Below are 26,482 nucleotides of genomic sequence, written 5' to 3'. Positions count from 1 at the left end.
CCGGACGATCGACCCATCCGGTTCGATACACGAACGTGTACATAGAAACCCCTTTACTACCCGACTTCCACCACCGACATGAATGAGTCTTGCCGATTCGGATCGCGAACTCGTCGTCGAGGAACTGGGACGAGAGCCGTCCCCGGCGGAGGCGGCGCTGTTCGAGAACCTCTGGAGTGAGCACTGCGCGTACCGCTCCTCGAGACCGTTGCTCTCAGCCTTTTCGAGCGAGGGCGACCAGGTCGTCATCGGACCGGGTGACGACGCGGCGGTCGTTGCCCTCCCCGGGAACGCTGCGGACGAGAGCGAGAGCACGGACGAGGGCGAGGATGGGAACGAGAACGGAGACAGCGCACGCACGTACATTACGATGGGTATCGAGAGCCACAACCACCCCTCGTACGTCGATCCGTTCGACGGGGCCGCGACCGGCGTCGGCGGCATCGTTCGGGACACGCTCTCGATGGGGGCCTATCCGATCGCGCTCGCGGACTCGCTGTACTTTGGCGAGTTCGATCGCGAACACTCGAAGTACCTCTTCGAGGGAGTCGTCGAGGGGATTAGCCATTACGGCAACTGTATCGGCGTCCCCACGGTCGCGGGTAGCGTCGACTTTCACCCCGACTACGAGGGGAACCCGCTGGTAAACGTCGCCTGCGTCGGCCTCACGGACGAAGACCGGCTCGTGACGGCGGTCGCACAGGAGCCCGGAAACAAACTGGTCCTCGTCGGAAACGCGACCGGCCGGGACGGCCTCGGCGGGGCGAGTTTCGCGAGCGAAGACCTCGCGGAGGACGCAGAAACCGAAGACCGACCCGCGGTACAGGTCGGCGACCCCTACGCGGAGAAACTGCTCATCGAGGCGAACGAAGTGCTCATCGAGGAGGGACTGATCGAATCCGCCCGCGACCTCGGTGCGGCCGGACTCGGCGGCGCGTCGAGCGAACTGGTCGCCAAAGGTGGTCTCGGCGCCCACATCGAACTCGAACGGGTCCACCAGCGCGAGCCGAACATGTCCGCTCTCGAAATCCTGCTCGCGGAGTCTCAAGAGCGGATGTGTTACGAAGTCGAGCCGGCGAACGTCGATCGCGTTCGCCAGATCGTAGACCGGTTCGATCTCGGCTGCTCGGTCATCGGCGAGGTCACCGACGGCAACTACGTCTGCGAATTTGAAGGCGAGACGGTCGTCGATGTCGACGCACACTTCCTCGGCGAGGGTGCACCAATGAACGACCTTCCGAGCGAGGAGCCGGACCAACCCGAAACCGCCCTTCCGGATGCGGATCTCGACGAGGCCTTCGAGACGATCGTTTCGAGTCCGAACACGGCCTCGAAGCGGTGGGTCTACCGCCAGTACGACCACGAGGTCGGCGCGCGAACGAGCGTCGGTCCCGGCGACGACGCGGCTATTCTGGCCATCAGGGAAGCCGAACAGGGGCTGGCGATCTCCTCGGGTGCCACACCGAACTGGACGGCCGCTGCGCCCTACGAGGGTGCGCGCGCGATCGCCCTCGAAAATGCGACGAACATCGCGGCCAAAGGCGCGACGCCGCTGGCCGCGGTCGACTGTCTGAACGGCGGGAACCCCGAGAAGCCGGACGTGTACGGCGGGTTCAAGGGGATCGTCGACGGACTCGCGGATATGTGCGAAACGCTGTCGACGCCGGTCGTCGGCGGCAACGTTTCGCTGTACAACGATTCCGTCGCGGGTCCGATTCCGCCGACGCCGACGCTCGCGATGGTCGGAACGAAAGCCGGCTACGACGCGCCGCCGTGTTCGGTCGAACCGGAGGGAACGGTGTTGCTCGTCGGGGATCTCGGTCTCGAAACCGGTGACATCCGCCTCGGCGGCTCCGAGTACCTCGCTCAGTTCGACGGCAGCGATCGGTTCCCGGCGCTACCCGACGATCCTGCAGGCCTCGTCGAGGGGCTGGCAGCCGTTGCCGCCGACGAGTCGACGCTCGCGGTCCACGACGTCAGCCACGGCGGACTCGCCGTCACGCTGGCCGAGATGGTCACCGACGACGCTGGTCTCGACGTTACGATTCCAGGCGACGATCCGACGGCCGCACTGTTCCACGAACAGCCGGGTCGGGCGATCGTCCAGACGGACTCCCCCGACGCCGTCCGTGACGCGCTGGGTGAAGACGTGCCGGTCTCCGAACTCGGGTCAGCGACGGCCGACGGGACGCTTACGATCGGCGCTGGTGGGGAGACGATCGCGACCGACGCCGAATCCATCCGTGACTGGCGCGCGACGATCGAGCACGCACTCGAGTAGCTGATTCTCTGCTCGGAATCGGACTACTGCGGTGTCGGTCTGGCCCGTTCGGTGCGGATCGCCCGGTATTTTGATATACTTTCGGTCCAACCCTCCAACGAACCGAAATTTGGAGGTCTCTCTCGATGACTGACACTCACCCGTCCGTCCTGATCGTCGAAGACGAGCCCGATCTGGCGAACCTGTACGCCGCATGGCTCGGTGACGGGTGTAACGTCGAAACGGCGTACGACGGCACCGAAGCGATCGACGCGATCGACGAGAGTATCGACGTCGTCTTGCTCGATCGACGAATGCCGGGATTGTCGGGCGACACGGTGCTCGATACGATCCGCGAGCGCGGACTCGACTGTCGGGTCGCGATGGTGACTGCGGTCGAGCCCGATTTCGACATCATCGGGATGGGATTCGACGATTACCTCGTCAAGCCCGTCTCGAAGGACGAACTCCATTCGATTATCGACCAGCTCACCCTTCGGTCGACCTACGACGAGCAACTACAGGAATTTTTCGCGCTCGCCTCAAAGAAGGCGCTGCTCGACGCCCAGAAAACCGACGCCGAACTCAAGACCAGCCAGGAGTACGTCGAACTCGAAGACCGGCTGGCGGTCCTCAGAACGCAGGTCGCCGATACGATGGCGGAACTTCTCGACGGCGACGGCTACCGACGGATCTGTCAGGATATCACCCGGGAGACGATCGTCGAGGAGTGACAGCGAGTCCGCCGATACGTGAGATTCTTCCGCCGATCAGCGAACCCCACCGCCGAGACCGGCAAGACGCTTACTGCGAGGCGAACTCGTCGCTCGCCTCGAGTGTTGTGACGTTCCGAATCTCGATCCGCGTCCCGCCGTTCGTGCCACCGCCGACCGAAACCGTCCAGTCGTGAGCCTCAGCGATCGCCCGCACGAGCGCTAACCCGAGTCCATCGATCGCGGTATCGTCGTCGGTCGCCGGATCGAGGACTTGTTCGTGAGCTGTCGGTGGAATTTCGGCCCCGTCGTCGAGCAAGAAGAATCCGCGCGAACCGCCGGCGTCGCCGACGCTCTCGAACCCGACGAGTCCGACCTGAATAGTTACGTCGTCCTCCGATCGCGCCTCGGCGTTGTCGAAGGCTGTTTGAAGCAGGTTGACGAACCTGTCGGGGTCGGCGCGCAACGTCGCCGGCTGGTCGAGGACGATCGAACCCTCGTCCAGTCGAGACCCGGCGATGGCTGTTTCGATCGCCGATCCGAGGTCGATTCGGCTCCGAATCCCGACGGTAGCGGCGTTTCGGGCGAACTCTCGAACGTCGTCGACGATCGACTCGGCCCTGTCGAGGGTGGTGTCGACGGAATCCTCTGCGAGCGGAAACTCCCACTCGTCGTCCGGATCGTCCTCGAGCGCCTCGGACACCGTTTCGAGTTGCTGTTTGAGTTCGCCCGAGAGGATTTCGGCGACGGACTCGAGCCGTTCTGTCTGGCGTTCGAGTTCGCTGGTTCGGTCTCGAAGCACGCGTTCCCGGTCGGCTCGATCGAGCGCGGCCCGCGTATTTTCGACGAGCGTCGAGAGCAGATCGACGTCGGTCTCGCCAAACTGGTGTGGCTCTCGAGAGCCGGTCATGAGCACGCCGTGGGTCCCGATGGGTGCGATGATTTCGGAACGGATCGTCGAATCCGGATTGTACAGGTCCGGTACGGTCTGGAGATCATCGAATCGATCGATCTCTCCGGACTCGAACACCCTCCAGACGAGTCCCTCACCGGAATGAAACCGAGGGAGGCCGCCGAACTCCTCGTGTGCGCCGGCGGTGCCGGCGACCGGATCGAGGTACCCGCGCTCGTCGTCGAGCAGCCAGACGCCGCTGATAGGAAACTCGAGTAAGTCGCTGCCGGCGTGGACGGCGATCGCACAGATCTCCTCCGGATCGTCGGATTCGAGCAGCCAGCGCGTGATTTCGTGGAGGGACGTGACGACGCGTTCGTACTCGTGCTGGTCGGTGACGTCGCGAATAACGACCGCGACGGTCGCCCGCCTGTCTTCGATCGGGACGATTCGGAACTCCCCCATTCGATCGGTTCCGTCGGCGTCGGTGAAGGCGACTTCGAGGTTCCGTCTGTCGGCGTTTCCGACGTCGACGTCGGTGATTGCACTGCCGATCGAGAGCGTCGCCTCGTCGTCGATCGCCGCTAACTCGGTGACGACTTCGACGTGCTTGCCGATCAGTGTCTCTCGATCGACGCCCAGAAGCGACTCCAGGGCTTCGTTTACCGAGACGATCTTCCGGTTTCGGGCGAGGGTTATGACCCCGTCGTGGACGGCTTCGACGACGGCCGCGTGCTGGGCGATCGTCGTCTCTTGTCGTTTTCGCTCGGTAACGTCGCGCATGTAGACCGAGAGACCGGTCGCGGAGGGGTAGGCCTGCGTCTCGAACCAGGTTTCGAGGCGGGCGTGATAGATATCGAAGGAGACGGAGACCTGTTCGTCCATCGCCCGGTGGAAGCCGTCCGGAAACTGCGTCTCGACGGTTTCGGGGAACTCGTCCCACATCACCCGGCCGAGTAACTCCTCGCGGGAGCGCTCTAGCAGCGTTTCCGCACGGGCGTTGAGATACGTAAATCGAAAGTCGGTATCGAGTGCGAAGAACGCGTCCGTCACCCGATCGACGACCGGCACCGATCGTGCAGGCACGGCTAGACACCTCCTCGTCGCGGATCGCACTCGCCGCTCGTGTGAGTGGAGTGTCCTCCCGTGAGAGTCATCGATGACTGTCGATACTCTTCCCTTCTCGAGGCCGGTATTTGAGTGTCGTGGCCAGCAGTTTCGCCTACAGGCGTTACCGATCGATCCGTTCGGTCCAGTCGCGCTCTGCCGTCCAAACCGTCCGACGCACTGTCCGTAGGGAAATATTTAATATGAATACTCGCTATGTATTCGCACATGGATACTGAAAATAATGTCTGGGTCGTGCTCCTGACTACGGGAATGGCGATGCTCGTCATGGGGATTCTCGTCCTCGCGGAATCGGCGTGGTACGTCCAGTATCCCGTCCTCGCAGGCTCGCTCGTGCTCCTGTCACTCGCACTCCTTCAGTCGATCGCCGATACCTCTCCAGTACAACTCCTGTCCAACTGATAGGGATTATCGTAGCCAACTGGAGGTCTCGAAACCGGGCCTTCGGCGCTGTGTCTCGGTTCTTCAGAGGGAAACTATGAATTCCTACGATACTCCCTATGATATCAGCGCCGGATTGACCGTCCTCGGTCGAGACAGCAATTCGATAGACGAGGACTCTATTTCGGCCGTTCAGGCGTGTTCGTCGACGAAGGCTTCGATTCGTCTCAACGCTTCTTTGAGGTCCTCGAGACCCGTCGCATACGAGATCCGGAGGTGGCCCTCGCCGCCTGCGCCGAAGACGTCCCCCGGCACGACGGCGACCCCCTGCTCACGGAGGACGCCCTCAGCGAACGCTTCGGCGCTAACGCCCGCTGGAACCTCGGGGAAACAGTAGAACGCACCCTTCGCCTCGAAGACGTCCATCCCGATCTCGCGAAAGCGCGAGAGCACGAACCGGCGACGCCGATCGTACTGGTCGACCATCTCCCGGACCTCACCGTCACAGGAGTCGAGAGCCTCGAGCGCCGCGTACTGGGCCGTCGTCGGGGCCGACAGCATCGCGTACTGGTGAATTTTGTTCATCGCGCCGATCGCGTGTGCGGGACCCAGCGCGTAGCCGAGCCGAAGGCCGGTCATCGCGTGGGCCTTCGAGAACCCGTTGAAGACGATCGTTCGCTCGCGCATCCCCTCGAACGTGGCGATCGACGTGTGGTCGCCGTCGTAGGTCAGTTCGGCGTAGATCTCGTCGGAAAAGACCGTGAGATCGTGCTCGCAGGCGTAGTCGGCGATCGGGGCGAGATCGTCCTCGCGCATGATCGCCCCCGTCGGGTTGTTCGGGTAGCAGATGACGAGTACGTCCGCGTCGGCCGCGCCGGCCTCCTCGAGACCCTCGACGGTCAGGCGAAAATCGTCTTCCTTTTTGGTTGGCACGGGCAGGACCTCGCCGCCGGCGAAGATGACGCCCGGTTCGTACGAGATGTAGGAGGGCTGGGCGATCGCAACGGTATCGCCGGGATCGACGAACGCCCGGAACGCGAGGTCGACGGCTTCGCTCGCGCCGGCGGTGACGATGATCTCCTCGGCGGGATCGTAGCCGAGGTCGAACCGATCGGCGACGTACTCTGCGATCGCCTCCCGAAGCTCTCGCTTGCCGCGGTTTGCGGTGTAGGAGGTCTTCCCCTGCTCGAGGGACGTGATCGCGGCGTCGCGTGCGGCCCAGGGCGTCGAGAAATCCGGTTCCCCGACGCCGAGTGAAATGACCTCGTCGCGTTCCTCGGCGATCTCGAAGAACCGGCGGATTCCCGACGGTGGCACCTGTTTCACGCGATCTGACAGCTCGATCGTCATGGTGAAAACGAGAGGCGGTCGTCGTCCTCGCCGTCACCGAGTTCGATCCCCTGTTCCTTGTAGGAGGTCATCACGTAGTGGGTAACCGTCTGCGTGATCTCGGGAACGGGCGCGACCTTTTCGCTGACGAACTGTGACACTTCCCGGATCGAGTCGCCCTCGACCTCCATATCGAAGTCGTAGTCGCCGCTGACCAGCCGCAACGCTTTGACCTGCGGGAATCGTGCGAGGCGTGCTGCGATGTCGCTGTAGCCCGTTTCGCGATCGAGTCGGACGTTCAACTCGACCTCGGCACGGACGCGTTCGTCTTCCAGTTTGTCCCAGTCGACGACGGGCTGATAGCCCCGGACGACGCCTGCTGCTTCGAGTTCGTCGATGACTGCCTCGACCTCGTCGGTCTCGAGGTCGGTCATTCGCGCGATGTCGGCCGTGGAGTAGCGCGCGTTCTCTCGAAGCAACTCGAGCACCTCGCGTTCGCTCATATCAACGGGAAACGCGAGCGCGAGTAAAGTTCTACCGTTGTCGATCGCTCACAGGGAACGCCCGTCGACGATCGGGCGGGGGCCGAACGCGACTGACAGCACTTCCGTGCTATCGATAGTTCTTGAACAGCAACGCCCGCACGTCGTCTTTCGTCTGGACATCCTCGGTCGAGCCGTCGGGCAACTCGACGGTGTAGCGATAGTCGGCGGACGACGATTCGTCCCACTTGTCGTCGTGGGTCTCGAGCAGGCTCATCATCTCGTCGAGCATGTCGTCGTCGTCAGCAGAGCCGTCGCCGTCCGTGCCCTCAGTCGATTCGTCAGCACCCTCGTCGTCGTCCGAGTCTTCGCTCTCTCCGCCCTCCGAGTCGCCATTCGTTCCGCTCTCCGAGTCGCCGTCGTCCTCGCCAGCCGAGTCACCGTCTGCGTCGTCGGTCTGATCCGTACCGGCATCGTCGGCGTCGTCTACCGACTCGTCACCGGGATCGACGTCCGACTCGTCCGTCTCCGTGTCGTCCGATTCGACGTACGACACTTCTTCGAGGGCGTTCGGTTCCGCCCGGCCATCGATCGCGGCCTCGACGGACGCCGAAACGTCGTCCGCCGCAACGGAGTCGACGTCCTCGATCTCGACGTCGGCATCGAGATTGTCGATCATGAACTGGATGGCGTCCTGTTCGCGGACGAAGCCGTACTTGCCGACGACGTCCGCCGCGATCGCTTCGCGGAGGTGCTGGATGAACGCGTACTGGGCGTCTGTGACCTCGAGCGTCTTCATATGCACGGGATATCACCGGGAGTACAAATAGGTGGGCCGTCGCCGCAGTTGTGAGCCGACGGCGCACCCGCCGGGGTCACAGGCTGGACGTGATCGATGGCGCACCGTTCGAAGCGTCGGTTCGGACGGTCGTCACCGAGCGCAGTTCTTACGGTCGAACGCACGAAAGCATCGGTATGGTCCTGAAAGAGTCCGATACGGAACTGGACGCCGGCGACGTCGCACCCGACTTCGAACTCCCCGGAACCGACGGGGAGACGTACTCGCTTGCGGACTTTGCCGACAACGAGGCGCTGTTAGTCGTCTTCACGTGCAACCACTGTCCGTACGCGAAAGCGAAGTTCGACCTGCTCAACGAACTCGCCGCGGAGCACGACGACGTCGCGGTCGTCGGGATCAATCCCAACGACGCCGAGGAGTACCCCGACGACTCCTTCGAGGCGATGTGCGGGTACGTCGAGGACGGAACGATCCAGTACGACGCCTACCTGCGAGACGAGAGTCAGTCGATCGCTCGCGAGTACGGCGCGGTCTGTACGCCCGACCCGTTCCTCTTCGAGCGAGCGGACGGCGAGTTTCGCCTCGTCTACCAGGGCCGCCTCGACGACGCTCTGAACCCCGAGGACGAACCAACCCGGTTCCACGTTCGGGAGGCAATCGACGCCGTTCTCGCGGACGAACCCGTCGACCTCGAATGGCAGCCCTCGCAGGGCTGTTCGATCAAGTGGACCGACGAATAACGGACTGAAAATAACGGCCGTCAGCTATCGGACGGCGCGACGGTACTGAACCGGCCACTCCCGATCGCCCCCGAGCGCGTCGGTCGCTCGCAGTCCGAAGTAGGGATCGCGCAGGAACTCTCGACCCACGAGAACGAGATCCGCCCGGCCGTTCCGAACGAGGGCGTCGGCCTGTTCGGGTTCGGTGATCCCGCCGACCGCACCGACTGCGATATTCGCTTTCGCCCGAATCGCTTCGGCCAGCGGCACCTGAAAGTTCGGTCCCCCCGGCGGCTCCTGGTCCGGATGGAGGCCGCCGGAGCTGACGTCGATCAGATCGACGCCGATCTCCGCGAGTTCGCCGGCGAGTCGCACCGACTCTTCGATCGTCCACGAGTCGCGATCGTCGAGCCAGTCGGTTCCCGAGATGCGGACGAAGACCGGTTTGTCGTCGGGCCAGACCTCCCGAACGGCCGCGGTGACCTCGCGGACGAGCCGCGATCGATTTTCGAAGCTGCCGCCGTAGGCGTCCTCGCGGCGGTTGGTCACCGGCGAGAGGAACTCGTGGAGCAGATAGCCGTGTGCGGCGTGAACCTCAGCGATCTCGAACCCGGCCGCGAGCGATCGCTCGGCCGCCTCGCGGTAGTGCTCGACCACGCCCCGGATATCGTCCTCGTCGGCCGTCCGAATCGTCGGTCGATCGCCGTCGAACGGCGGGTAGGCCTCGGCTGACGGCGAGAGCACTTCCCAGCCCAGTTCCTCCGAAGCATCGATCGGAACGTTCCCCTCCCACGGTCGGGTCTTGCTCGCCTTGTGGCCCGCGTGGGCGAGCTGGATTCCCGGAACCCCACCCTGGTCGCGGATGAACTCGGTGATCGGTGCGAGCGCGTCGGCGTGGTCGTCGCTCCAGATACCCAGGTCGTGTGGCGTGATCCGGCCGCGAGGACTGACGGCCGTCGCTTCGGTCACGACGATGCCGGCACCGCCGACGGCGCGACTTCCGAGGTGGACGCGGTGCCACTCGGTCGCCAGTCCGTCGGGACCACAGGAGTACTGGCACATCGGTGAGACGGCGATTCGGTTCGGTATCTCGAGATCGCGAATTGAAACGGGATCGCAGAGTTCGGCCATCGTCCGGCCTTCACAGCACGCCGGCTAAACCTCCGTGAACGGGGATGGAATTGCCGGCTCGCGACGTCACCCGCCAAGCGGTGAAACAGGATACCCATTTGCCGATCGAGTGAGCACTACGAGTATGTCATCCGTTTCGACGCACGCTCTCGAAGACCAGTTTGCGACCGACCGCCCCGTCGTCGGGATGGTTCACCTCCCAGCACTTCCCGGATCGCCGGGGTTCGACGGCGATCGAGAGGCGATTCGTTGCCGGATGCTCGAGGACGCTCGCCGGCTCGAATCCGGCGGGGCCGACGGCCTGATTCTGGAGAATTTCGGGGACAGTCCGTTCTATCCCGAGGACGTCCCGACCCACGTTGTTGCGGAGATGGCAGCACTGGCAACGCGCGTAACTGAGACGGTCTCTATTCCTGTCGGCATCAACGTCCTCCGAAACGACGCGGAGGCGGCCGTTTCGATCGCCGCTGCCGCCGGTGCCGAGTTCGCCCGCATCAACGTCCACGTCGGCGCGGCCGCGACCGATCAGGGCGTGATCGAGGGGCGGGCACACGAGACGCTTCGCCTCCGCGATCGACTCGACGTGGGCGTCGCGATCCTCGCGGACGTTCACGTCAAACACGCGACGCCGGTCGGGGACCGACCGATCGAGGGGGTGGCGATCGAGACCGTCGAACGCGGGCGGGCCGACGGTCTCGTCGTCTCGGGATCTGGAACGGGCCGACAGGCTGCGCTGGCGGACCTCGAATGCGTGTCCGACGCCGTCTCGGGATCGCAGTCGGCCGTCGATCGCACCGTGCCGGTGTTCGTCGGTAGCGGTGTCACGGCCGAGACGATCGACGACTGCTTCGAGGCAGGTGCCGACGGTGCGATCGTTGGGACGGCGCTCAAAGAAGACGGCGAGACGACCAATCCGGTCTCCGAGGACCGCGTTCGCCGGCTCGTCGCGGCGGCGCGAGAATAACGGCAGTGGCGGGATTTGAAGGACGTTGTCCCCTTCAGGAGAGCGGTTTCGTGATCGATCGCGCTCAGAGTCCGAACAGCAACGGACCCATGAGCACCCCCATGAGATGGACGCGCCGCGCCCGGAGCCGAACTGGCACCAGCCCGATCGCCGCCGCTGCGACGAAGACGACGATTCCGATCGGTCCGGTAAAGAGATACGAGAGCACACAGAGCAGGGCGAGCACGACGGTCGAAATCTTCCAGTAGTCCATTCGACCGACGAGGTCCAGATAGGCGTCACCAACGGTACAGACGAGAGCGAACCCGATCGAACCCGCCAGCACGACAGCGCCGAGTAGGACCGGGAGGTCGAGCGGGGCGTTCGCGGTCTCGAAGGCGACCATCACCCCCGTTCGCGGCTGGCCGATCGCGACGAGGGCGAACAGGGCAAAGATCGTGTTCGCGGTGTCGACGCCGCTGGTCGCGACGATGTAGCCGCGATCGCCCGCTCGCGCCGGCACGAAAACGAGGACGGCGACCGCTGCGATTGCCGCGGAGATGCCCGGAATGTAGCCGACCACCGCACCGGCGAATGCACCGGCGACGGCAGTCATCCCGACCAGCGGCCGGGACATCGCGATCGCGTCGTCGTCCTGTCGCGGAATGCCGCTTCCTCGGATGGCGTCGATCAGGACGGGCGCACCGAACAGACCGGCGAACAGCGGGGCGAGCATTCCACCGGCGTCGAGTGGTGCGTCAGGCGAGAGATCGAGCGTGAGGAGGCCGAGACCGGCCGCGAGGGCGAACGAAAAGAGCCCGCCGGCGCGGGCACGCCACGTGTGCTCGGACGCGACGAGCGCGACGACGACGATCGCTAACACGAGCGGAAGATTCTCTCTGATCGTCGGATATGCCGCTGTCACGCCCCACGTAATCGGAACCGCCAGGGGAATTGCGACGAGAACTGCAAGGAGACTCCCCAGCGCCGACAGCCGGATGGCCTCGTAGCCCCGTCCGTCCAGCACCATCCGGTGGCCCGGCAGCGCGGTTATCGCCATTTCTGCGTCGGGGACGCCGAGTGCCATCGCCGGAACGGCGTTGAGAAAGGTGTGTACGACGCCCGCTGTGAGCATCGCACAGCCGACGAACAACGGCGGGCCGGGAACCGAGGCCATAGCCCCCGCGAGCAAGAGCGCGAAGTTGTTCGCGTGAAGCCCCGGCACGAGTCCACTGAGACTGCCGAGCGCCGCGCCGCCGAGAATCCAGGCCAGCAGGTGCCCCGTCGTGGCTGGATCGATTACGAACTCGGCTCCGGGCGTGGCCATCGATCGATCTGGCCGCCCCATCGGATTTAAACCCGAAGCGGGTTCGGTGGTGCCCGGTCACGCGATACAGCAGAACCAGATCCCCTGTTCGCGATCGAGCAGGGAGACCACGACGACGTGTGGGACCGTCAGAATCGCGATGGTAACGAGGTACAGACCCGCGACTTGCGGCAGGGTAGCGGGCGTTTGCGGAACCAGCAGCGCAATCACGCCGAGGACGCCGATCGCCCCGCCGGTCAGCGGGGCCGCGTCGCGGGCGAACCGTCGGCCCGCGTCGGTCAGCGATCCGCGGGCGAGGGCCGCCGCGGCGCGGTCGTCAACGAGTATCGTCCGGAGGATGTGCCGAAGGCTGTGCCAGAAACAGAAGTAGAGCCCGATCGCGAGAACCGGCTGCACAAGGGCGAAGAAGGCGACGAGCCCGAGGGTTTCTCCGGCGTCGATAAGCCACCCGGCTGACACTCCCGAGTGGGCGAGCCCCCGCCCGAGCGCGGCGACGATCGCGAGCGCGAACGCGAGGCCGACGGCGAGGCGGACCCCCGGTCGAAACGCCGGGTCGAGCGCCGCGGCGGCGGCAGGATCGAACAGCCCGACGAGCGTTCCCGCGACGAACGCGTACTGCTCTGGAAACGCGATCATCGGAACGATCATCGGGAGCCCACCCCGAACGAGGAGGGTGAGCGACCGTGGTTCGCTTCTCAGGAGGTAGTCGACGCCCGTCAACTCGATCAGCGCGTAGACGTCTCCCTGTCCCCAGTGAAACAGGGTGAGGAGGATGAACAGGACGAACGCGGCCGCCGGCGCGAGCACCCAGACGACGGCGTAGGTCCCGCCAACCGTGAGATACAGGAGGCCGATCGCCGCGAGCGATCGACGAGTAACCGGCTCGTCGCGGGCTCGCGGAAGGACGAGGTGGTCGACGGCCCCGTGTGGAAGACCGAGGACGAGGATACTGAGGAGGAACGGAAGGAACTGCGCCCAGAGCGGCACCGACCCCAGGATCGCGACGATCGCGAGTCCGACGAGAACCGTCGTTACGCCGGCCGCGACGCTTACCACGCTGGCCCAGTTCCGAGCGCGGGTCCGTGTTACCGGATCGGTCGTCCGATCGACCGCAGTCGTATTATCTGGCATCGGTCCGATCGACGAGGCGGCTCCGAACATCTCGAAGGGTCGCAGTGCTGTCGAGTCGATCCAGCGTCCACACGTAGAGGACCAGTCCCTGAACGAGGAAAACGTTGGTCACGAGGAAAAACAGCGCCTCCTCGATCGGGAGTCCGAGAAGCGCCAGGCCCGTGGTGTGCGTCTCGGAGATGACCCAGACGCCGAGTTCGATCGCGATCCGATCGACGATCCAGAGGTACAGCGTCGGCGCGGCGACGGCAAGCAGCGTCCTCCGGCGGACGTCCCACAGTGCCGTAATTCCGAACGCCCACTGGATCGCGAGAATTGGGCCAGCCCAGAGCAAGATCGCACCGAGATAGAACGTCGACGTCGTCCCGAGGAAGACCCAGCCGAGCCCACCCACGGCAAGCCCCGCGATCCCACCGAGAAGGCGGTGTCTCCACGGGAGCCACAGCGATCGATCGGGTATTCGAAGCACGTGAAACAGCCACAGCGCGGTTAACACCGGCTGCAGAACAAAAAAGAGGTACTCTCCGATCGGGGCGTTCCAGACCGTCGCCACGACCGCCCCGTCCCCGTACCACCAGACCCCCTCCGCGATCAGCAGGTTGTCCCAGGGGGTCGTGTAGGTCACCGCGAGGACGGTCATGATCGCGAGTCCGCTGACAGCCCGTCTATTCCACCAGAAATCGTTTCGACGCAGTCCGAGCCAGCCGAGAACGATGATCGGTGGACAGACGAACAGCGCGTGGATGCCCAGATAGGTCAGCGCGACGCTCATATCGAGGGGGCGAACGCGACGCTCGTGGCGGCCGCAGTTCGGTCGGAGTGAGATTCACTTGGTGTCGCGGCGACGAACCTGACACCGATCCGTTCGGCACCGATCATCCGGGTGGTCATACGGTGGTCGTAGGTGACGAACGCCTACCAAAAAGACTCCATACTAGTTAGCCCCATTCGCGGTTGGCTCATTCGGGCCGCCATCCGGCGGGGTACGAGGAGTGACGTTTCCGAACGACACGGAGTCTTCGCGGTGTTTTCGGACGACTCGCTCACAGTGGACCGTAACCGGGTGCGGCGCGAAGACGGTCTCGTCGCCCGGCACAGCGGATACTGACCAGTATCGCTGTCCGGAACCGGTCAGCCCCTTACTGGTATGGACTCATCGTTATTGACCGCCGGGTCGTTTCTGATACTGTAGTATGTTTGAAACTATTGCGACGGAGATGGCAACGTTCGCACAGTTCGTTCCGCTCGAAATGACGCAGACGGAAATTTACGAGGCAGTTCAGGACGATACACTCCTGAATGCGTCGTTCTGGGCCAACATCGCCCTCGCAGGGGTAGCGATCCTCCTGTTCGTCTACATGGGACGGAACGTCGAAGATCCGCGGGCCCAGTTAATCTGGGTTGCGGCGCTGATGGTCCCGCTGGTCTCGATCGCCAGCTACACCGGACTCGCCTCCGGGCTGACGATAAGCTTTCTGGAGATGCCGAGCGGACACGCCCTGGCGGGTGAGGAGGTACTCACCATGTGGGGTCGGTATCTCACGTGGACACTGTCGACCCCGATGATCTTGCTCGCACTCGGATTACTCGCGGGGACGAACCTGACGAAGCTCTTTACGATCGTTACCGCAGACATCGCGATGTGCGTGACCGGCCTCGCGGCCGCGATGACCACGTCGTCCTACGCCATGCGATGGTTCTGGTACTTCATTAGCTGCACGTTCTTCATCGTCGTGCTCTACGTCCTGCTGGTCGAGTGGCCCAAAGACGCCGAGGCTGCGAACACCGCCGAGATCTTCAACCTGCTGAAGATCCTGACGGTGGTGCTCTGGTTCGGTTACCCGATCTTCTGGGCGCTCGGCGCGGAAGGGCTGGCGATCCTCGACGTGGCGATCACCTCCTGGGGCTACAGCGTCCTCGATATCGGTGCGAAGTACGTCTTCGCGTTCCTCCTGTTGCGCTGGATCGCGGCGAACGAAGACGTGATCGCCAGGCAGCCGTCGGCGTTCAGCGTTGGTACGGGTCCGGAGTCGGGAGCCGGAACACCCGCCGACGACTGAGTCGACCTGCTTCCAGCCGCGTGTCTCTCGTATCCACGTTGTCCGCTTCTCCGCATCTTTTCTCTCCCCCGTCTGTTTTCGCTCGGATCGACGCCGATCCCCCACCCGCAGATCCAAAAAGGCTATAATCGGACCTAGCCATCCGCCGCTCGAACCGCATGCACGATCGCGACAAGTACACACAACTCGTACTGGAGGGATCGGAGTACGAGTTTCTCCGGGCCCGCCGTGGACTATTGAGTGGGTGGTCGATTCCACAGAAGATCCGCCGCTGTAGCTACCTGCTGTTTGCCTCGTCGTCGTTACTTCCGCTCATGGTCCTGTTACCGCCCGCCGTTCGTCAGCAGTATCTCGGGGTCGATCCGGCCTCCTCGCGCGTCGCGCTCACGGCGCTGGTGTTGTTTAGCGTCTGCTGTCTGGTCGTGGCGAGCGTCGGTCTCGCCGTCACCGCCGCGTACCGCGATCGACTCGATCGCATCTCCGAGCAGCAGGCGTGGTCGCTGGTCGGAATCGAGGGGCTGTTTTCCGGAATCGGGTTCGGAAGCGGCTTCCTCGGGGTCGTCGCCACGCTCGTCCTCGCGAGCGTCGGCTACGCCGGCGTCGAAACCGTCGAAACGCTCGTCGCCGCCGGGGTCGATCCGTATCACTCGCAGGCGGTTATTGCGCCCCCGGTCGTCGTGGCCAGCGCCATTGCGTTTTGCTGTGCGATCGCCGTCTTTCTGCTGAGCGTCTTCACCGACTCGCTCGAGTAGCAACCGCCGGTCGAGCGATCGCAGCGACCGATTCACCAACGGGTAGCGATCGAAACCGATCGAGCTATCGCTGCGGAACTGGCGTCGAAAGAAATCGGGATCGGACTGTATCGTCGCGTCGCGACTTAGCCGAAGAGTTCGCCGAGGCCCTCGCCGCCGGCGTCGTCGTCTTCGTCGTCTTCGTCGTCGTCCGTCGTGTCCGGGACGTCGCTGGTCTCTTCAGCTTCGTCGTCCTCGTCAGCGGCTTCGTCAGCGGCCGCGGCTCCGCCTGCGGCGGCACCGGCGGCGGGGACGGCAGCGGCCTCGGAGACTGCTTCGTCGATGTCGACATCCTCGAGCGCGGCGACGAGTGCCTTGACTCGGGATTCCTCGACGTCGACGCCGGCAGCGTCGAGCACGGCCGTCAGGTTGTCTTCGTTGATCTCTTCGTCCGTTTCGTTCAGGATGAGTGCAGCGTAAACGTATTCCATTGTTGTGTCCTCCAGTCGTGATTAGCCGAACATTGCGCCGAGTCCTTCCGCACCGTCGCCGTCGTCTTCGTCGTCGTCATTGTCGTCGGCGTCGGCCTCAGCGTCTTCCTGGTCGTCTGTCGATTCGTCTTCGTCGTCGTCAGCGTCCGCTGCCGGCTCGGCGGCGGGCGCTTCGACGCCCTGCAGTTCCTCGGGCAGGGCCTCCTCGTCGTCGATCTGGGCCGCGAGCGCACGCAGCTGTGCGTCGGCCTTGGAGACGAGGTCGGGCATCAGGGCTTCGTCCTCGATCGCGGCCTGCAGGCCGAGGCTCTTTGCCTCGCCCGTGGCCTTGGCGATGAGCGTCGGCGCGGTTGCCGCGGTCGGGTAGCTCGCGTTGACGGAGAGGTTCCGGGCGCGAGCGGCGGCGGTCGCGACGTCGCTCTCGTAGGCCTCGATGTCGATGTCGAGATCTTCGGGATCGAAGAGCACGCCGTCTGCGATGACGGCGCGAAGGTCGAGACCGACCTCCTTGGGTTCGATACCCAGTTCGTTGAGGACGTTCGACAGATCCGCAGAGACCTCCTCGCCGGCCGAGAGGACCGTCGAGTCCTCCATGACCTTGATCGAGCCGTCCTCGATGCGCGCGTTCGCGCCGATGCTCTGGAGTTCGCCAACGAACGGTCCCGGGTCGACACCAGTGTCCCCTTCGGGGATGACGATGTCGTTCGGGGCGACTTCGCCTTCGTTGATCGGTGCAGGCGTTTTCGACGCCTCCAGATCTTTGTAGAGTGCGAAGGGGTTGTTGTTGGTTGCGATGACGCCGACCTGTCCCGCGACGTGGTCGACGAGATCGTCGAGTTCGGCGTCTTCGAGCGCGCGAACCTGCAGCGTGTTGCGGCTCACGCGGAGTTCCGCGGTGCCGTGGAGGTCGCGGCGCATATCCTGAAGCTGCTTGCTCGGAATGCCAGCGATACCGACGACGCCGATGCTCTCGTAGTCGTCGATAAGCTGCTGAAGCTCGCTAACCTCCTCTTTTTTCCACTGTGGAAGGTTCTCGGTTTTGCGTTCAGCCTCTGCGCTCATGTTAGGCCACCTCCTGAGACGGCCCCATCGTCGTCTTTACGTAGACAGCGTCGATGTTCTGTGGGCCCTTCTCGAGGTCCGCGTGCAGGCGACGCAGGATCACGTCGATGTTGTCGGCGATCGCTTCGGCATCCATATCCTCGGCGCCGACGAGCGTGTGGAACGTTCGTCGGTCACCGGAGCGAAGCTGCACGGTGTTCTTGAGTCGGTTGACGGTCTCGACGACGTCGTCGTCGGGCGAGAGCGGATCCGGCATCTTCCCTCGAGGGCCGAGAACGGTCCCGAGGTACCGGGCGATGTCTTGCATTATCGCCTCTTCGGCGATAAAGAAGTCCGTCTCGTCCGCCATGTCTTTGGCGTCGTCGTCGTCCAGATCGGCCACCTCGTCGATCGAGAGCACCTCGTCCGCGACCTCCTCGGCGCGGACTGCAGTCTCTCCATCGGCGATAACGACAATGCGGGTGTCTTGGCCGGTTCCAGACGGCAGGACGATAGACTCGTCTACACGATTCGACGGTTCGTTCAGGTCAAGGTCGCGCAAGTTAATCGCGAGGTCGACCGTCTCGGTGAAGTTCCGATCGGGCGACTCCTCGAGTGCGCGAGCCACTGCGGTTTCAATATCCGTATCTGCCATCGTTCACCTCCGTAGTACGCAGGGTGTGCTCCTACGGGTCAGTGAAACAGGCAATGCCTGTCTCCCTTGAACGAAGTGCCATGCCGAACTTAAACCCGTCGAACTGGACTCCCGGACCCGGAGCCAGACGTTTCGGGCTGTTCTGGGTGCGATCGATCACCGTGCCTGATGCCGTCCGTCGAACCGATATTGCGGCGGTGGTTCGCCCCGTCTCCTCGCGTTCGGGGCCGGTATTATCAACTAATATGATTGTTCACTGATCGAAACAGATATGCACGGTGATGTTGTAGCCTGTCCGCATGTGGCCAGAAGAATTATATATGATTCGTTCTGAGGAGGTGCTGGAACCGATCGCGCTATCCGGCGGAGCGCACGAACTACTCGATCGAGGTCTGGCACTCGGACCCGGAGAGCGGTCCGTGATCGTCGCCGTCACCACGCTGGTGATTTCGATCGTCGTCCTCGGGATGGTGCAGTCCTATGGCAGCCAGACGGTGACGAAGTGTCGTCGTAGTCCGGTCATTTCGGTCTGTATCGGACTTCCCAGCGTCGCCGTCGTCGGAGCGCTCTCGATCGCTGGCTACGTGATGCTCGGATCTGCGGCGGGTTTGTTTTTCGGACTGCCGCTCGCCGTCTTCGGTGCCACGGTGCTCCCGACGGTGACGGCGCTCGGATTCGTCGCGATCGGGCAGTCGATCGGCGCACGTGCGGGACGGGATCGACTGTGGACGGGTGTACTCCTCGGAAGTTTCCTCGCAGCGATTACAGCGACTGTCGTTCCGGTGGCGACCGTCGTATGGTTCGTCGCCGCGACGTGGGGGATGGGTGCAAGCGTTCGCGTCCTCGTCGGGTGCCGGGGCGGATCGGGTCCCAGCGAGCGGACGATTCCACCCGCAAATCAGATCTGAACGAGCCGTCGACTCGTGGCGACCAGACTCGATCCGCGAGTCGCCGTCTAGGTGGTGCACAATCTCGACGTGCTCGCGCGTCGATCGTGATCGCTCCGCTGTGTGTTATTCTCGCGAATCCGGGCGTGAAGGGACGACTCCGGCCGCGGTAGAACGGCCGCGGCGCTGATCGATCGATCGCGGACCAACACACCGGTTGATCCTTTGAAACGTCGGTGTCTACGTCAACCGCATTAGAGTCCGTGTACGCTTGCGCTTCGTTCGCGAGAGCAACGAAACGTGAGCGTGTCGAGCGCTGGCCTCGTTACGCCTCGGCCAAACAACGAAGCACTTCCGGCGCTCGTGCTTCGAGCCCTTGCGAACTACGCTTGCGCTCCGTTCGCAAGGACGTCGTCGTACTCGCCGCTATCGACTTTCTGCTTGAACTCGCGGGCGTCGTCACCTTCGATCGTAACGCCCATCGAGGCGCAGGTGCCGACGACTTCCTTCGCGGCGTTTTTGACGTCGTAGGCGAGCAGGTCGGGTTTCTTCTGCTCGGCGATGGTCTTGACCTGTTCGACGGAGAGGTCGGCGACGAAATCCTTCTGTGGTTCGCCGCTGCCGGTCTCGAAACCGGCCTCGTCTTTGACCAGCGCGGCCGTCGGTGGGACACCGACGTCGATCGAGAACGAGCCGTCGTCCTCGTAGTCGACGGTAACGGGGACTTCGGTTCCGTCGAACGCTGCGGTCTGATCGTTGATCTCCTGGACGACCGCCTGAACGTCGACGGGCGTCGGTCCGAGCTCGGGACCGAGCGGCGGGCCTGGGTTGGCCTGTCCACCCGGAACGAGCACTTCGATGGTTCCAGCCATACGCGTCACAACCCGTGCGCGAGTTTTAAGGGTTGCTTTTTCACCCAGTCCGCGCCTGTGATCGACTACCGCACGGTATCGATCGATCGCGGCGACCTTGTGGGCGAGTTCCGTTCACTCGACGTTCGCTGCCCGCCACTCCGCGAACGACTCGAGGACGTGATCCTCGTCGAACCGCTCGATACACGGCACGTCGTGGGGGTGGATCGACTGGACGCGATCAACCAGGTCCTCGTAGGCGTCGTCGGTCGTCTTCGCGAGCAGTACGGCTTCGTCGTCGTGATGAATTTCGCCCTCCCAGCGGTACGTCGACGTCGTCGACAGCTGATTGACACAGGCCGCGAGACGGTCTTTGACGAGCGTTTGGGCGATCGTCTCGGCGGCCTTCGGTGGAGTCGTGATGTAGACGGTCGGCATAGCTGGTCGTACGGTCGACACGACAAAAAGCGTCTGCAGCGTTCGGAAGAGCCGGGGTGAGGAGCGCTAGTTGGTTACTTTTTGGTGACGGACCCGGTGACGGGGTTGAACGACCCGTTGATATCCCACTCGTGAATGCAGTGAGGGTTGCCGGCTTTTCGGGTCCCATCCTCACGGACAATCTGCCACGCTTCTACGTCATCCGCCCATCGTTCGGATCGACCACACCGCTCGCACGTGCGTGCAGTCGGTGTTCGTACCTGTGCGCTCATTGTGCTAGCTGGGAACCGGACACATATAACGATATCCGTGTGCGGCAATCCACTTCGGTATGTTTCGGAATCGACCACATGAAACCAATTCTCGGTTCTATCGTTCTGGTTTTCAGGTCAAAAATTCCGTGTTGGTAGTACGTGTCCGTCAGACGTTACAGGACGTCGACGTCGCTGCGTTCGCCGTCTCCTCAACCGGTTCTTCCTCGACTGGCTCTTCCTCAACCGGCTCCTCTTCGATCGGTTCGTCGACTGGTGTGACGTCATCCAGATCGACCAGAACGATTACCGTCGCTTCTTCGATCGTTATCTGTAGTCGCTCGTCGTCAGGTACGGCTTCGTCGTCCGTGTCGACTCCGTTCGCCTCGTCGGCGTCATCGGTCTCATTGTCCGTCGCGGAGTCTTCGGTCTCGTTCTCGAGGTCGTCCATGCCGTCAACGGGTTCGTCGGCAGGTAGTTCACCGAGTTCCTGAATGTGGACGAAGACTGTCGCTTGCTGGATGGTGATGTTCTGGGCGTCGAGGTTGTTCTCCTCCTCGTCCTCAATGCCGTTATCGTCGACACCGTTCTCACCGTCGCTCTCATTTTCGTCGCTACTATTGTCGACACCGTTCTCATCGTCGTTCTCCTCGTCAACGCCATTGTCGTCGAGACCGTTCTCTTCGTCGAGGTCGCCATCGTCGACCAGCTCTTCGACGTCCTCGACGAGTACGAAGACGGTCGCTTGCTGGACGGTCAGCTCTTCGAGTTCGTCGTCACCGGTTTCGCCGTCGCTGGTCCCGTTATCCTCGTTGTTGTCGAGGTCGTTCTCGGCATCTCCGGGATCGGTCTCGTCGACACCATCACCGCTCGCGGGGTCGAGCATCGACGCCTCCTCGACGGTCAACTGAATCGACGTTTCGAGCACCGCGGCGGTCTCGTCGTCGCCCTCCGAAGGCGCGTCATCCAGCTCTTCGTCCGTGGCGACAGTCCCCATTTGGTCAGCCATTTCGTGGTCCTCAGTGACGACCACGATCGTCGCGTCTTCGATCGTCACCTGCAGTCCGGAGTCGCCCGTCTCGGCGCCGTCCGTGTTGCCGTCACTGTCGTCGTTCTGGTGGTCCGAGAGTGCCCCGGCCGGACTCAACGCGAAAGCCCCCCCACTTGCGATCATCATCAGTGCTACTGTTACAGCGAGTATTTTGCGTGCGCTCATGCTCCGTTAGACGAGGATCTGTCCGGATTTGTAAACGGGTACTACCATTTCGGTGATAAATGGGCGGTTCTGTCGGGAAACCACCCGTTCTATCGATACTGCTGCCGGGAAAAGATGCATTACGTACGATCGCGGTACAGGTGGCGTCTGTCGCATCTCTGGAGGGACTGAAACGGACGGTGCAACGAACTGTTGTACAGTAACTGTGGGATTACCATACTGCAACCGTGACTCTCACGTCACTGTTCCACTCCGATAGCACACCGGTCCGAACGCCTGAACGAAATCACCCTCTTCAGTGTGAGTTCTCGGCGTTGCGAGTCGACCGCGGCGTCGCGTTGATCGACAGTCATCTGGTGGAATCCGTAGCAGGCTCCCGCTGCCAGTCTCTCCTCGAATCTCGGCTTGAGACTCGCCAAGCGGACGCTTCGACCGGGTGCGAGAGCGACTCGAACGACGATTCGGGCGTTCCGAATGAATAGGCCTAAACGGCCGCGAACTGACAGCAGACACCATGGCAACCCTCGATCGGATTTACGTCCACCCGATCAAGTCACTCGACGCGACGACGGTCCGGTCCGCGACGATCGTCGACAACGGCGGTCTGGAGTGGGACCGACGGTACGCGATCGTCGAGCGGACGGACCCGGAAACGCTCGACGCGAACGCACACGACGTCTACGTCAACGGCAAGCGCGAGCGCCGCATCCACCGGCTCAGAGCCGACTACGACCTCGATCGCGAGACCGTTACCGTCAGCGACGTCGAGGGCGGCGAGGCGCGGACGTTCCACCTCGAGCGCGATCGGGATCGGTTCGCCGCGTGGCTGTCGGAGTGGTTCGGGTATCCGGTCGATCTCGTCCGCGACGACGAGGGCGGGTTTCCAGACGATCAGGACGCCGCCGGGCCGACGGTCATCGGTCGGGAGACGCTCGTGGCGGCCGCGTCGTGGTACGACGACATCGACGCGGCCGAGATGCGTCGCCGGCTGCGCCCGAATCTCGTCGTCGATGGCGCCCCCGCGTTCTGGGAGGACCGCCTGTACGACACGCGGGATCGGGTCGTCCCCTTCGATATCGGGACCGTGAGCCTGTACGGCGTGAACCCCTGCCAGCGGTGTGTCGTTCCGTCTCGCGACCCCGACACCGGGACGGAGACCGACGGCTTCAGGGCGAGGTTCATCGACCGCCGAAAGGCGACCCTTCCCGAGTGGGCGAGCGACGACTGGTTCGACCACTACTTCCGACTGATGGTCAACACCCGGATTCCCGAATCGGTATGGGGAGAGCACCTTTCGGTCGGCGATGGGATATCCATCAGCGACTCGATCCCCGCTCCGTCGGCGACCGAACCGTAACGTCCCGGCCTCTCGATGCGGACACCCGACGCTGGGCGGGGCTGAGGGCGAACCGGAGCGGTGCTGGTTTTCAGTTCTGGTACTCGGGACCAAAGGTCCAAGAGGGTAGTCACGGTTCGGGGTGGCATGAACCACGGTCTCGATATCGGCTCGGGGACACTCCGGTTGGCGACCGGTTCCCGCGAGGAGCCGACGATCGAATCGGAGCCGGCGATCGTCCTTCGGGTCGACGAATCGACGCTCGAGGCGGCGGACGTCTCGGCGTCGGCCCGCACCGTCGACTGCGAGGGAATTACCTACGTCGTCGGCTCGGACGCCAGAACGATCGCCGACGCGACCGATCGAGAACCGCGATCGCTGTTCGCGAATGGACTGCTCGCCACCGACGACTACGCGGAACCCGCGCTCGAGGTAGTCCTCGACGAACTGCTGGGTGACTCGACGATCGAGACCCTCCGGTATACGACACCCGGGAGGGTCGTCGACGCCGCGACGCCGGACGAGGCACACCGCGACGCCGTCGGATCGATTCTCGGGGCGCAGACGGCCGAAGCGACGCCCGTTAGCAAGGGGTTCGCGGTCGTATACGATCAGCTTGCGGCGGACAACTACACCGGACTCGGGATCTGTCTCGAAACCCAGACGACCAGCGTCGCGCTCTCGTACTACGGCGTCCCGGTCCTCTCGTTTTCGATCGCGAAAGGCAGCGACTGGATCGTCGAGCGGGCGGCAGCCGAGGTGGAGCAGCCGCCGGCCCTCGTTGCGGACGCGCTGGAGGAGTTCGTCCTCGAACCGGACGCGGCAACCGGCGACATCGAGAGCGCGATCGCGCGGGCACACGATGCACTCGTCGGTGAACTCGTCGATTCGATCGCCGCCGAAGCCGACGCGAGCGACGTTCAGGAGGGGCTTGCGATGCCGATCGCCGTCGCCGGCGACGGCGCGGTCGAGGGCGTCGAATACCTCGTCGGCGGCCGATTCGATGCGGCGGGGCTGCCGTTTTCGATCCGCGGCGTCCGGCTGGCGGACGACCCGGCGGCGAGTGCCGCTCGCGGCGCGCTCGCGGCCGCTGCGGATCACGTTGACGCCTTCGAGGAGGTCACCTGGGACGGGTCGGAGGCCGGCGACGATGACTCCGCGATCGAAGCCACCGATGGGGTCGCGGATCCGGGCGGAACCGACGACGCTACCGTAGGCTACGAGCACACGGAACTCTCGTTCGACGACTCGCTCGGAGACGACGGGGCCGAGGCTCGAACGAACGACGCGATCGAGCAACTGTTCGATCGACTCGCGAACCGCGACGAGGAGATTCGGGCGGTCAGCGAGGACGTCGACCAACTGTACGACGATCTGCAGTACGTCACGGAACACGTCCCCTCCGCCGAGGCGGTGCGGGACCTCGAAGACCGGTTCGAGGCGTTCGCGGACGAGTTGAGTGCCCTCGAAGCGGAGACGGCGACTCGCGCGAGCGACGAGTCCGTCGACGCGCTCGCGGACGAGCTGGAGGACCTCTCGAACGCCTTTGGGGACCTCGAGCGGGAGGTCGATACGATCGAATCCGACGTCGGCGCGATCGAGTCGGCGGTCGGAACGATCGAAACGGACGTCGGAACGCTGGACGATGTGGCGGCGGACGCGGCCGACGAACGGGACGCGATCGACGACAATCTCGCAGATCTCACCGCGGAGGTCGACCGACTCGCTGATCGAACTGGATCGCTCGACGATCGCGCAGCCTTACTCCGGGACGAACTGACTGCGCTGGAAGCCGAGAGCGCGTCGGAAGCCGATATCGAGCGCGTCGAGGAGGCGGTCGCGAAACTCGAGACCGAATTCACCGCAGTCGACGACGAGGTCGATCGACTCGGAACGCGCGCCGAGGGGCTGGCCGAACGAATCGAGGAGGAGAGCGCTCGAGTAACCGAGACGTCCGCCAGCGTCGGTGACCTCGCGGATCGTCTCGACACGGTCGAGGAAACCGCGACAGAGCGGATCGACGCCGTGGACGATCGCGTCGCGGCCGTTCGCGACGAGGTCAGCGATATCGACGACCGACTCGAGGCGGCGACCGATCGGCGCGATGACCTCGCGTCTGCTCTGGATGGCGTCGATGATCGCGTCGACGCAACCGACGACCGGGTCGATGCGGTCGAGGCGCGCCTCGACGGGACGGCCGACCGAATCGAGGCGGTCGAGAACGAGATGACCACGACGACGGACTCGCTCCGGGACGAACTCGACGACGCGCGCGTTGCGATCGACGACCTGGCGGGAACGGCCGAAGACCTCGCCGCCGGGACAGCTGACGAGGAGCGGGTTGATGCGCTCGAATCGAGGCTCGAGACCGTCGAGTCGGAGCTTGCAGCCGTGGCCGAACCGATCGACTCGGTTGAAACGACGGTGGACTCGCTGGAGACGGATCTCGAGCGGGTTGCCGACGCGGTCGATCGAATCGAGACCGAGACCGCCGCCGTCGATGATCTCGAGGACGTTCGGGCGTCGATCGACGAAGATCGGGGCGCGGTCGACGACCTCCGGGCGGATTTCGATGCGGTCGCGGCCGACGTGGAGACGATCGAGGATCGACTCGACGACGCCGAGACGGATCTTCAGGACCGGATTGCCTCGATCGAGATCGCGGTCGAGGAAATCGAAACGGCCCGTGAGACTCTCGAAGAGCGGTTCGGGGACGTGCGATCGGACCTCGAAGATAGGATTGAGGACGCGCGATCGGACCTCGGCACCGATCTCGCGGCGCTTGCGGAGGACGTCGAGTCGGTCGAGGACGTGACCGACGAGATCGACAGTGTCGCTGCACGAGTCGACGAGGTTGCGGCCGACGCCTCGACGCTCCGGACGGACTACGAGCAACTTTCGGCGTCGATCGACGACCTGTCGGACGATCGTAACCTGGTGTCCGAACACGATCGGCTCGATGAGATCGACCATCGAATCGGAACCCTCGACGATCGGCTCGCCGCCGTCGAAACGCGAGCGGAGCGATCGACCGATCGGGACGCCCTCGACTCGCTTCGCGCCGAAATCGAGGGCGATCGGAACGAATCTGCAGAGACGAATCCCGTCGCACAGGCAGGCCTCGCGGGCGGCGGCGGTGCTGGCCTCGTCGCCGGCGCTGCCCTCGCGCTGGCCGGGACGACTGCGATCGGCGTCGGCGCGGTTGTCCTCGGCGTCGTGTTGCTCGCGGTCGTCGCGTCTCGCAGCCGTTGAGTTCTCCGGCGAGACACTCACCGCGTCGGCACCGACTC

The 26,482-nt window shown here is 63.9% G+C and carries 25 protein-coding genes; 10 read left to right on the top strand and 15 right to left on the bottom strand.

The window, feature by feature from the left end; genetic code table 11:
• Positions 1 to 82: 82 nt before the first annotated feature.
• Together purL and AC6I6L_RS18840 are read left to right on the top strand one after the other, a co-directional pair.
• Positions 83 to 2,281: a phosphoribosylformylglycinamidine synthase subunit PurL gene (purL, locus tag AC6I6L_RS18845; protein ID WP_497919311.1), complete on the top strand. Its 2,199-nt coding sequence runs from the start codon at positions 83 to 85 to the stop codon at positions 2,279 to 2,281.
• Positions 2,282 to 2,406: 125 nt separating this feature from the next.
• A complete protein-coding gene (locus tag AC6I6L_RS18840; RefSeq protein WP_497919310.1) occupies positions 2,407 to 2,994 on the top strand; it encodes a response regulator transcription factor in 588 nt (195 codons plus the stop codon).
• A gap of 70 nt (positions 2,995 to 3,064) precedes the next feature.
• Here the strand turns inward: AC6I6L_RS18840 and AC6I6L_RS18835 are convergent, their stop codons facing one another.
• Complete coding sequence (locus AC6I6L_RS18835; RefSeq protein ID WP_497919309.1) at positions 3,065 to 4,951, bottom strand: PAS domain-containing sensor histidine kinase; 1,887 nt, start codon at positions 4,949 to 4,951, stop codon at positions 3,065 to 3,067.
• 249 nt (positions 4,952 to 5,200) lie between these two features.
• On the opposite strand from AC6I6L_RS18835, the gene AC6I6L_RS18830 reads away from it, so the two are divergent.
• Positions 5,201 to 5,395: a hypothetical protein gene (locus AC6I6L_RS18830; protein ID WP_497919308.1), complete on the top strand. Its 195-nt coding sequence runs from the start codon at positions 5,201 to 5,203 to the stop codon at positions 5,393 to 5,395.
• A 171-nt stretch (positions 5,396 to 5,566) separates the two neighbouring features.
• On the opposite strand, the gene AC6I6L_RS18825 is transcribed toward AC6I6L_RS18830, so the two are convergent.
• The 3 genes from AC6I6L_RS18825 to AC6I6L_RS18815 form a co-directional block, all read right to left on the bottom strand.
• Positions 5,567 to 6,724, bottom strand: coding sequence for a pyridoxal phosphate-dependent aminotransferase (locus AC6I6L_RS18825; protein ID WP_497919307.1), 1,158 nt, complete (start codon positions 6,722 to 6,724; stop codon positions 5,567 to 5,569).
• Entirely contained in the window at positions 6,721 to 7,206 is a 486-nt protein-coding gene (locus AC6I6L_RS18820) for an Lrp/AsnC family transcriptional regulator (protein ID WP_497919306.1), read from the bottom strand. The genes AC6I6L_RS18825 and AC6I6L_RS18820 overlap by 4 nt, the downstream gene beginning before the upstream one ends.
• A gap of 109 nt (positions 7,207 to 7,315) precedes the next feature.
• Complete coding sequence (locus AC6I6L_RS18815; RefSeq protein ID WP_497919305.1) at positions 7,316 to 7,984, bottom strand: hypothetical protein; 669 nt, start codon at positions 7,982 to 7,984, stop codon at positions 7,316 to 7,318.
• A gap of 176 nt (positions 7,985 to 8,160) precedes the next feature.
• Here AC6I6L_RS18815 and AC6I6L_RS18810 point away from each other — a divergent pair, with 176 nt between their 5' ends.
• The gene (locus AC6I6L_RS18810) at positions 8,161 to 8,724 is read left to right on the top strand and encodes a thioredoxin family protein (RefSeq protein WP_497919304.1); all 564 of its coding nucleotides are present in this window, start codon (positions 8,161 to 8,163) and stop codon (positions 8,722 to 8,724) included.
• 24 nt (positions 8,725 to 8,748) lie between these two features.
• Here AC6I6L_RS18810 and AC6I6L_RS18805 read toward each other — a convergent pair whose 3' ends face one another.
• Complete coding sequence (locus tag AC6I6L_RS18805) at positions 8,749 to 9,834, bottom strand: NADH:flavin oxidoreductase/NADH oxidase (RefSeq protein ID WP_497919303.1); 1,086 nt, start codon at positions 9,832 to 9,834, stop codon at positions 8,749 to 8,751.
• A 124-nt stretch (positions 9,835 to 9,958) separates the two neighbouring features.
• Between AC6I6L_RS18805 and AC6I6L_RS18800 the strand changes: the two genes are divergently transcribed.
• Positions 9,959 to 10,798, top strand: coding sequence for a BtpA/SgcQ family protein (locus AC6I6L_RS18800; RefSeq protein ID WP_497919302.1), 840 nt, complete (start codon positions 9,959 to 9,961; stop codon positions 10,796 to 10,798).
• A gap of 64 nt (positions 10,799 to 10,862) precedes the next feature.
• Here AC6I6L_RS18800 and AC6I6L_RS18795 read toward each other — a convergent pair whose 3' ends face one another.
• Genes AC6I6L_RS18795 through AC6I6L_RS18785 form a run of 3 tightly spaced genes read right to left on the bottom strand, consistent with a single transcriptional unit; the run spans position 10,863 to position 14,007 of the window.
• The gene (locus tag AC6I6L_RS18795) at positions 10,863 to 12,104 is read right to left on the bottom strand and encodes a tripartite tricarboxylate transporter permease (RefSeq protein ID WP_497919301.1); all 1,242 of its coding nucleotides are present in this window, start codon (positions 12,102 to 12,104) and stop codon (positions 10,863 to 10,865) included.
• Positions 12,105 to 12,161: 57 nt separating this feature from the next.
• Complete coding sequence (locus AC6I6L_RS18790) at positions 12,162 to 13,235, bottom strand: Brp/Blh family beta-carotene 15,15'-dioxygenase (protein ID WP_497919300.1); 1,074 nt, start codon at positions 13,233 to 13,235, stop codon at positions 12,162 to 12,164.
• Positions 13,225 to 14,007, bottom strand: a complete 783-nt coding sequence (locus AC6I6L_RS18785) for a lycopene cyclase domain-containing protein (protein ID WP_497919299.1) — start codon at positions 14,005 to 14,007, stop codon at positions 13,225 to 13,227. The genes AC6I6L_RS18790 and AC6I6L_RS18785 overlap by 11 nt, the downstream gene beginning before the upstream one ends.
• A 421-nt stretch (positions 14,008 to 14,428) precedes the next feature.
• Between AC6I6L_RS18785 and AC6I6L_RS18780 the strand changes: the two genes are divergently transcribed.
• Both AC6I6L_RS18780 and AC6I6L_RS18775 read left to right on the top strand, forming a co-directional pair.
• Positions 14,429 to 15,295 (top strand): bacteriorhodopsin, encoded by an 867-nt coding sequence (locus AC6I6L_RS18780; RefSeq protein ID WP_497919298.1) that lies wholly within the window; start codon positions 14,429 to 14,431, stop codon positions 15,293 to 15,295.
• A 158-nt stretch (positions 15,296 to 15,453) separates the two neighbouring features.
• A complete protein-coding gene (locus tag AC6I6L_RS18775; RefSeq protein WP_497919297.1) occupies positions 15,454 to 16,047 on the top strand; it encodes a hypothetical protein in 594 nt (197 codons plus the stop codon).
• 125 nt (positions 16,048 to 16,172) lie between these two features.
• Here the strand turns inward: AC6I6L_RS18775 and rpl12p are convergent, their stop codons facing one another.
• The 3 genes from rpl12p to AC6I6L_RS18760 are packed head-to-tail and all read right to left on the bottom strand — an operon-like array spanning position 16,173 to position 18,213.
• The gene (rpl12p, locus tag AC6I6L_RS18770) at positions 16,173 to 16,517 is read right to left on the bottom strand and encodes a 50S ribosomal protein P1 (RefSeq protein ID WP_497919296.1); all 345 of its coding nucleotides are present in this window, start codon (positions 16,515 to 16,517) and stop codon (positions 16,173 to 16,175) included.
• Positions 16,518 to 16,538: 21 nt separating this feature from the next.
• Positions 16,539 to 17,579: a 50S ribosomal protein L10 gene (locus tag AC6I6L_RS18765; RefSeq protein WP_497919295.1), complete on the bottom strand. Its 1,041-nt coding sequence runs from the start codon at positions 17,577 to 17,579 to the stop codon at positions 16,539 to 16,541.
• A gap of 1 nt (position 17,580) precedes the next feature.
• Positions 17,581 to 18,213 carry a 50S ribosomal protein L1 gene (locus AC6I6L_RS18760; protein ID WP_497919294.1) on the bottom strand — a complete coding sequence of 211 codons (633 nt, stop codon included), beginning with the start codon at positions 18,211 to 18,213 and terminating at the stop codon, positions 17,581 to 17,583.
• A 320-nt stretch (positions 18,214 to 18,533) separates the two neighbouring features.
• Here AC6I6L_RS18760 and AC6I6L_RS18755 point away from each other — a divergent pair, with 320 nt between their 5' ends.
• On the top strand, positions 18,534 to 19,121 hold the full coding sequence (locus tag AC6I6L_RS18755; RefSeq protein ID WP_497919293.1) for a hypothetical protein: 588 nt from the start codon (positions 18,534 to 18,536) through the stop codon (positions 19,119 to 19,121).
• 362 nt (positions 19,122 to 19,483) lie between these two features.
• Here the strand turns inward: AC6I6L_RS18755 and AC6I6L_RS18750 are convergent, their stop codons facing one another.
• The 4 genes from AC6I6L_RS18750 to AC6I6L_RS18735 all read right to left on the bottom strand — a co-directional run bounded on the left by AC6I6L_RS18750 (position 19,484) and on the right by AC6I6L_RS18735 (position 21,856).
• Positions 19,484 to 19,972, bottom strand: coding sequence for a 50S ribosomal protein L11 (locus AC6I6L_RS18750; RefSeq protein WP_497919292.1), 489 nt, complete (start codon positions 19,970 to 19,972; stop codon positions 19,484 to 19,486).
• 114 nt (positions 19,973 to 20,086) lie between these two features.
• A complete protein-coding gene (cutA, locus tag AC6I6L_RS18745; protein ID WP_497919291.1) occupies positions 20,087 to 20,389 on the bottom strand; it encodes a divalent-cation tolerance protein CutA in 303 nt (100 codons plus the stop codon).
• Between the two features lie 74 nt (positions 20,390 to 20,463).
• The gene (locus AC6I6L_RS18740) at positions 20,464 to 20,661 is read right to left on the bottom strand and encodes an HEWD family protein (RefSeq protein WP_497919290.1); all 198 of its coding nucleotides are present in this window, start codon (positions 20,659 to 20,661) and stop codon (positions 20,464 to 20,466) included.
• 148 nt (positions 20,662 to 20,809) lie between these two features.
• Positions 20,810 to 21,856 (bottom strand): hypothetical protein, encoded by a 1,047-nt coding sequence (locus tag AC6I6L_RS18735; RefSeq protein WP_497919289.1) that lies wholly within the window; start codon positions 21,854 to 21,856, stop codon positions 20,810 to 20,812.
• Positions 21,857 to 22,370: 514 nt separating this feature from the next.
• Here AC6I6L_RS18735 and AC6I6L_RS18730 point away from each other — a divergent pair.
• Positions 22,371 to 23,213: an MOSC domain-containing protein gene (locus tag AC6I6L_RS18730; RefSeq protein ID WP_497919288.1), complete on the top strand. Its 843-nt coding sequence runs from the start codon at positions 22,371 to 22,373 to the stop codon at positions 23,211 to 23,213.
• Between the two features lie 126 nt (positions 23,214 to 23,339).
• Positions 23,340 to 26,444: a disk-shape morphogenesis protein volactin gene (locus AC6I6L_RS18725; RefSeq protein ID WP_497919287.1), complete on the top strand. Its 3,105-nt coding sequence runs from the start codon at positions 23,340 to 23,342 to the stop codon at positions 26,442 to 26,444.
• Positions 26,445 to 26,482: the final 38 nt, after the last annotated feature.

The sequence above is a fragment of the Halosolutus sp. DAT137 genome, from assembly GCF_059736405.1.
This window is presented reverse-complemented; position numbering and strand designations above follow the sequence as displayed.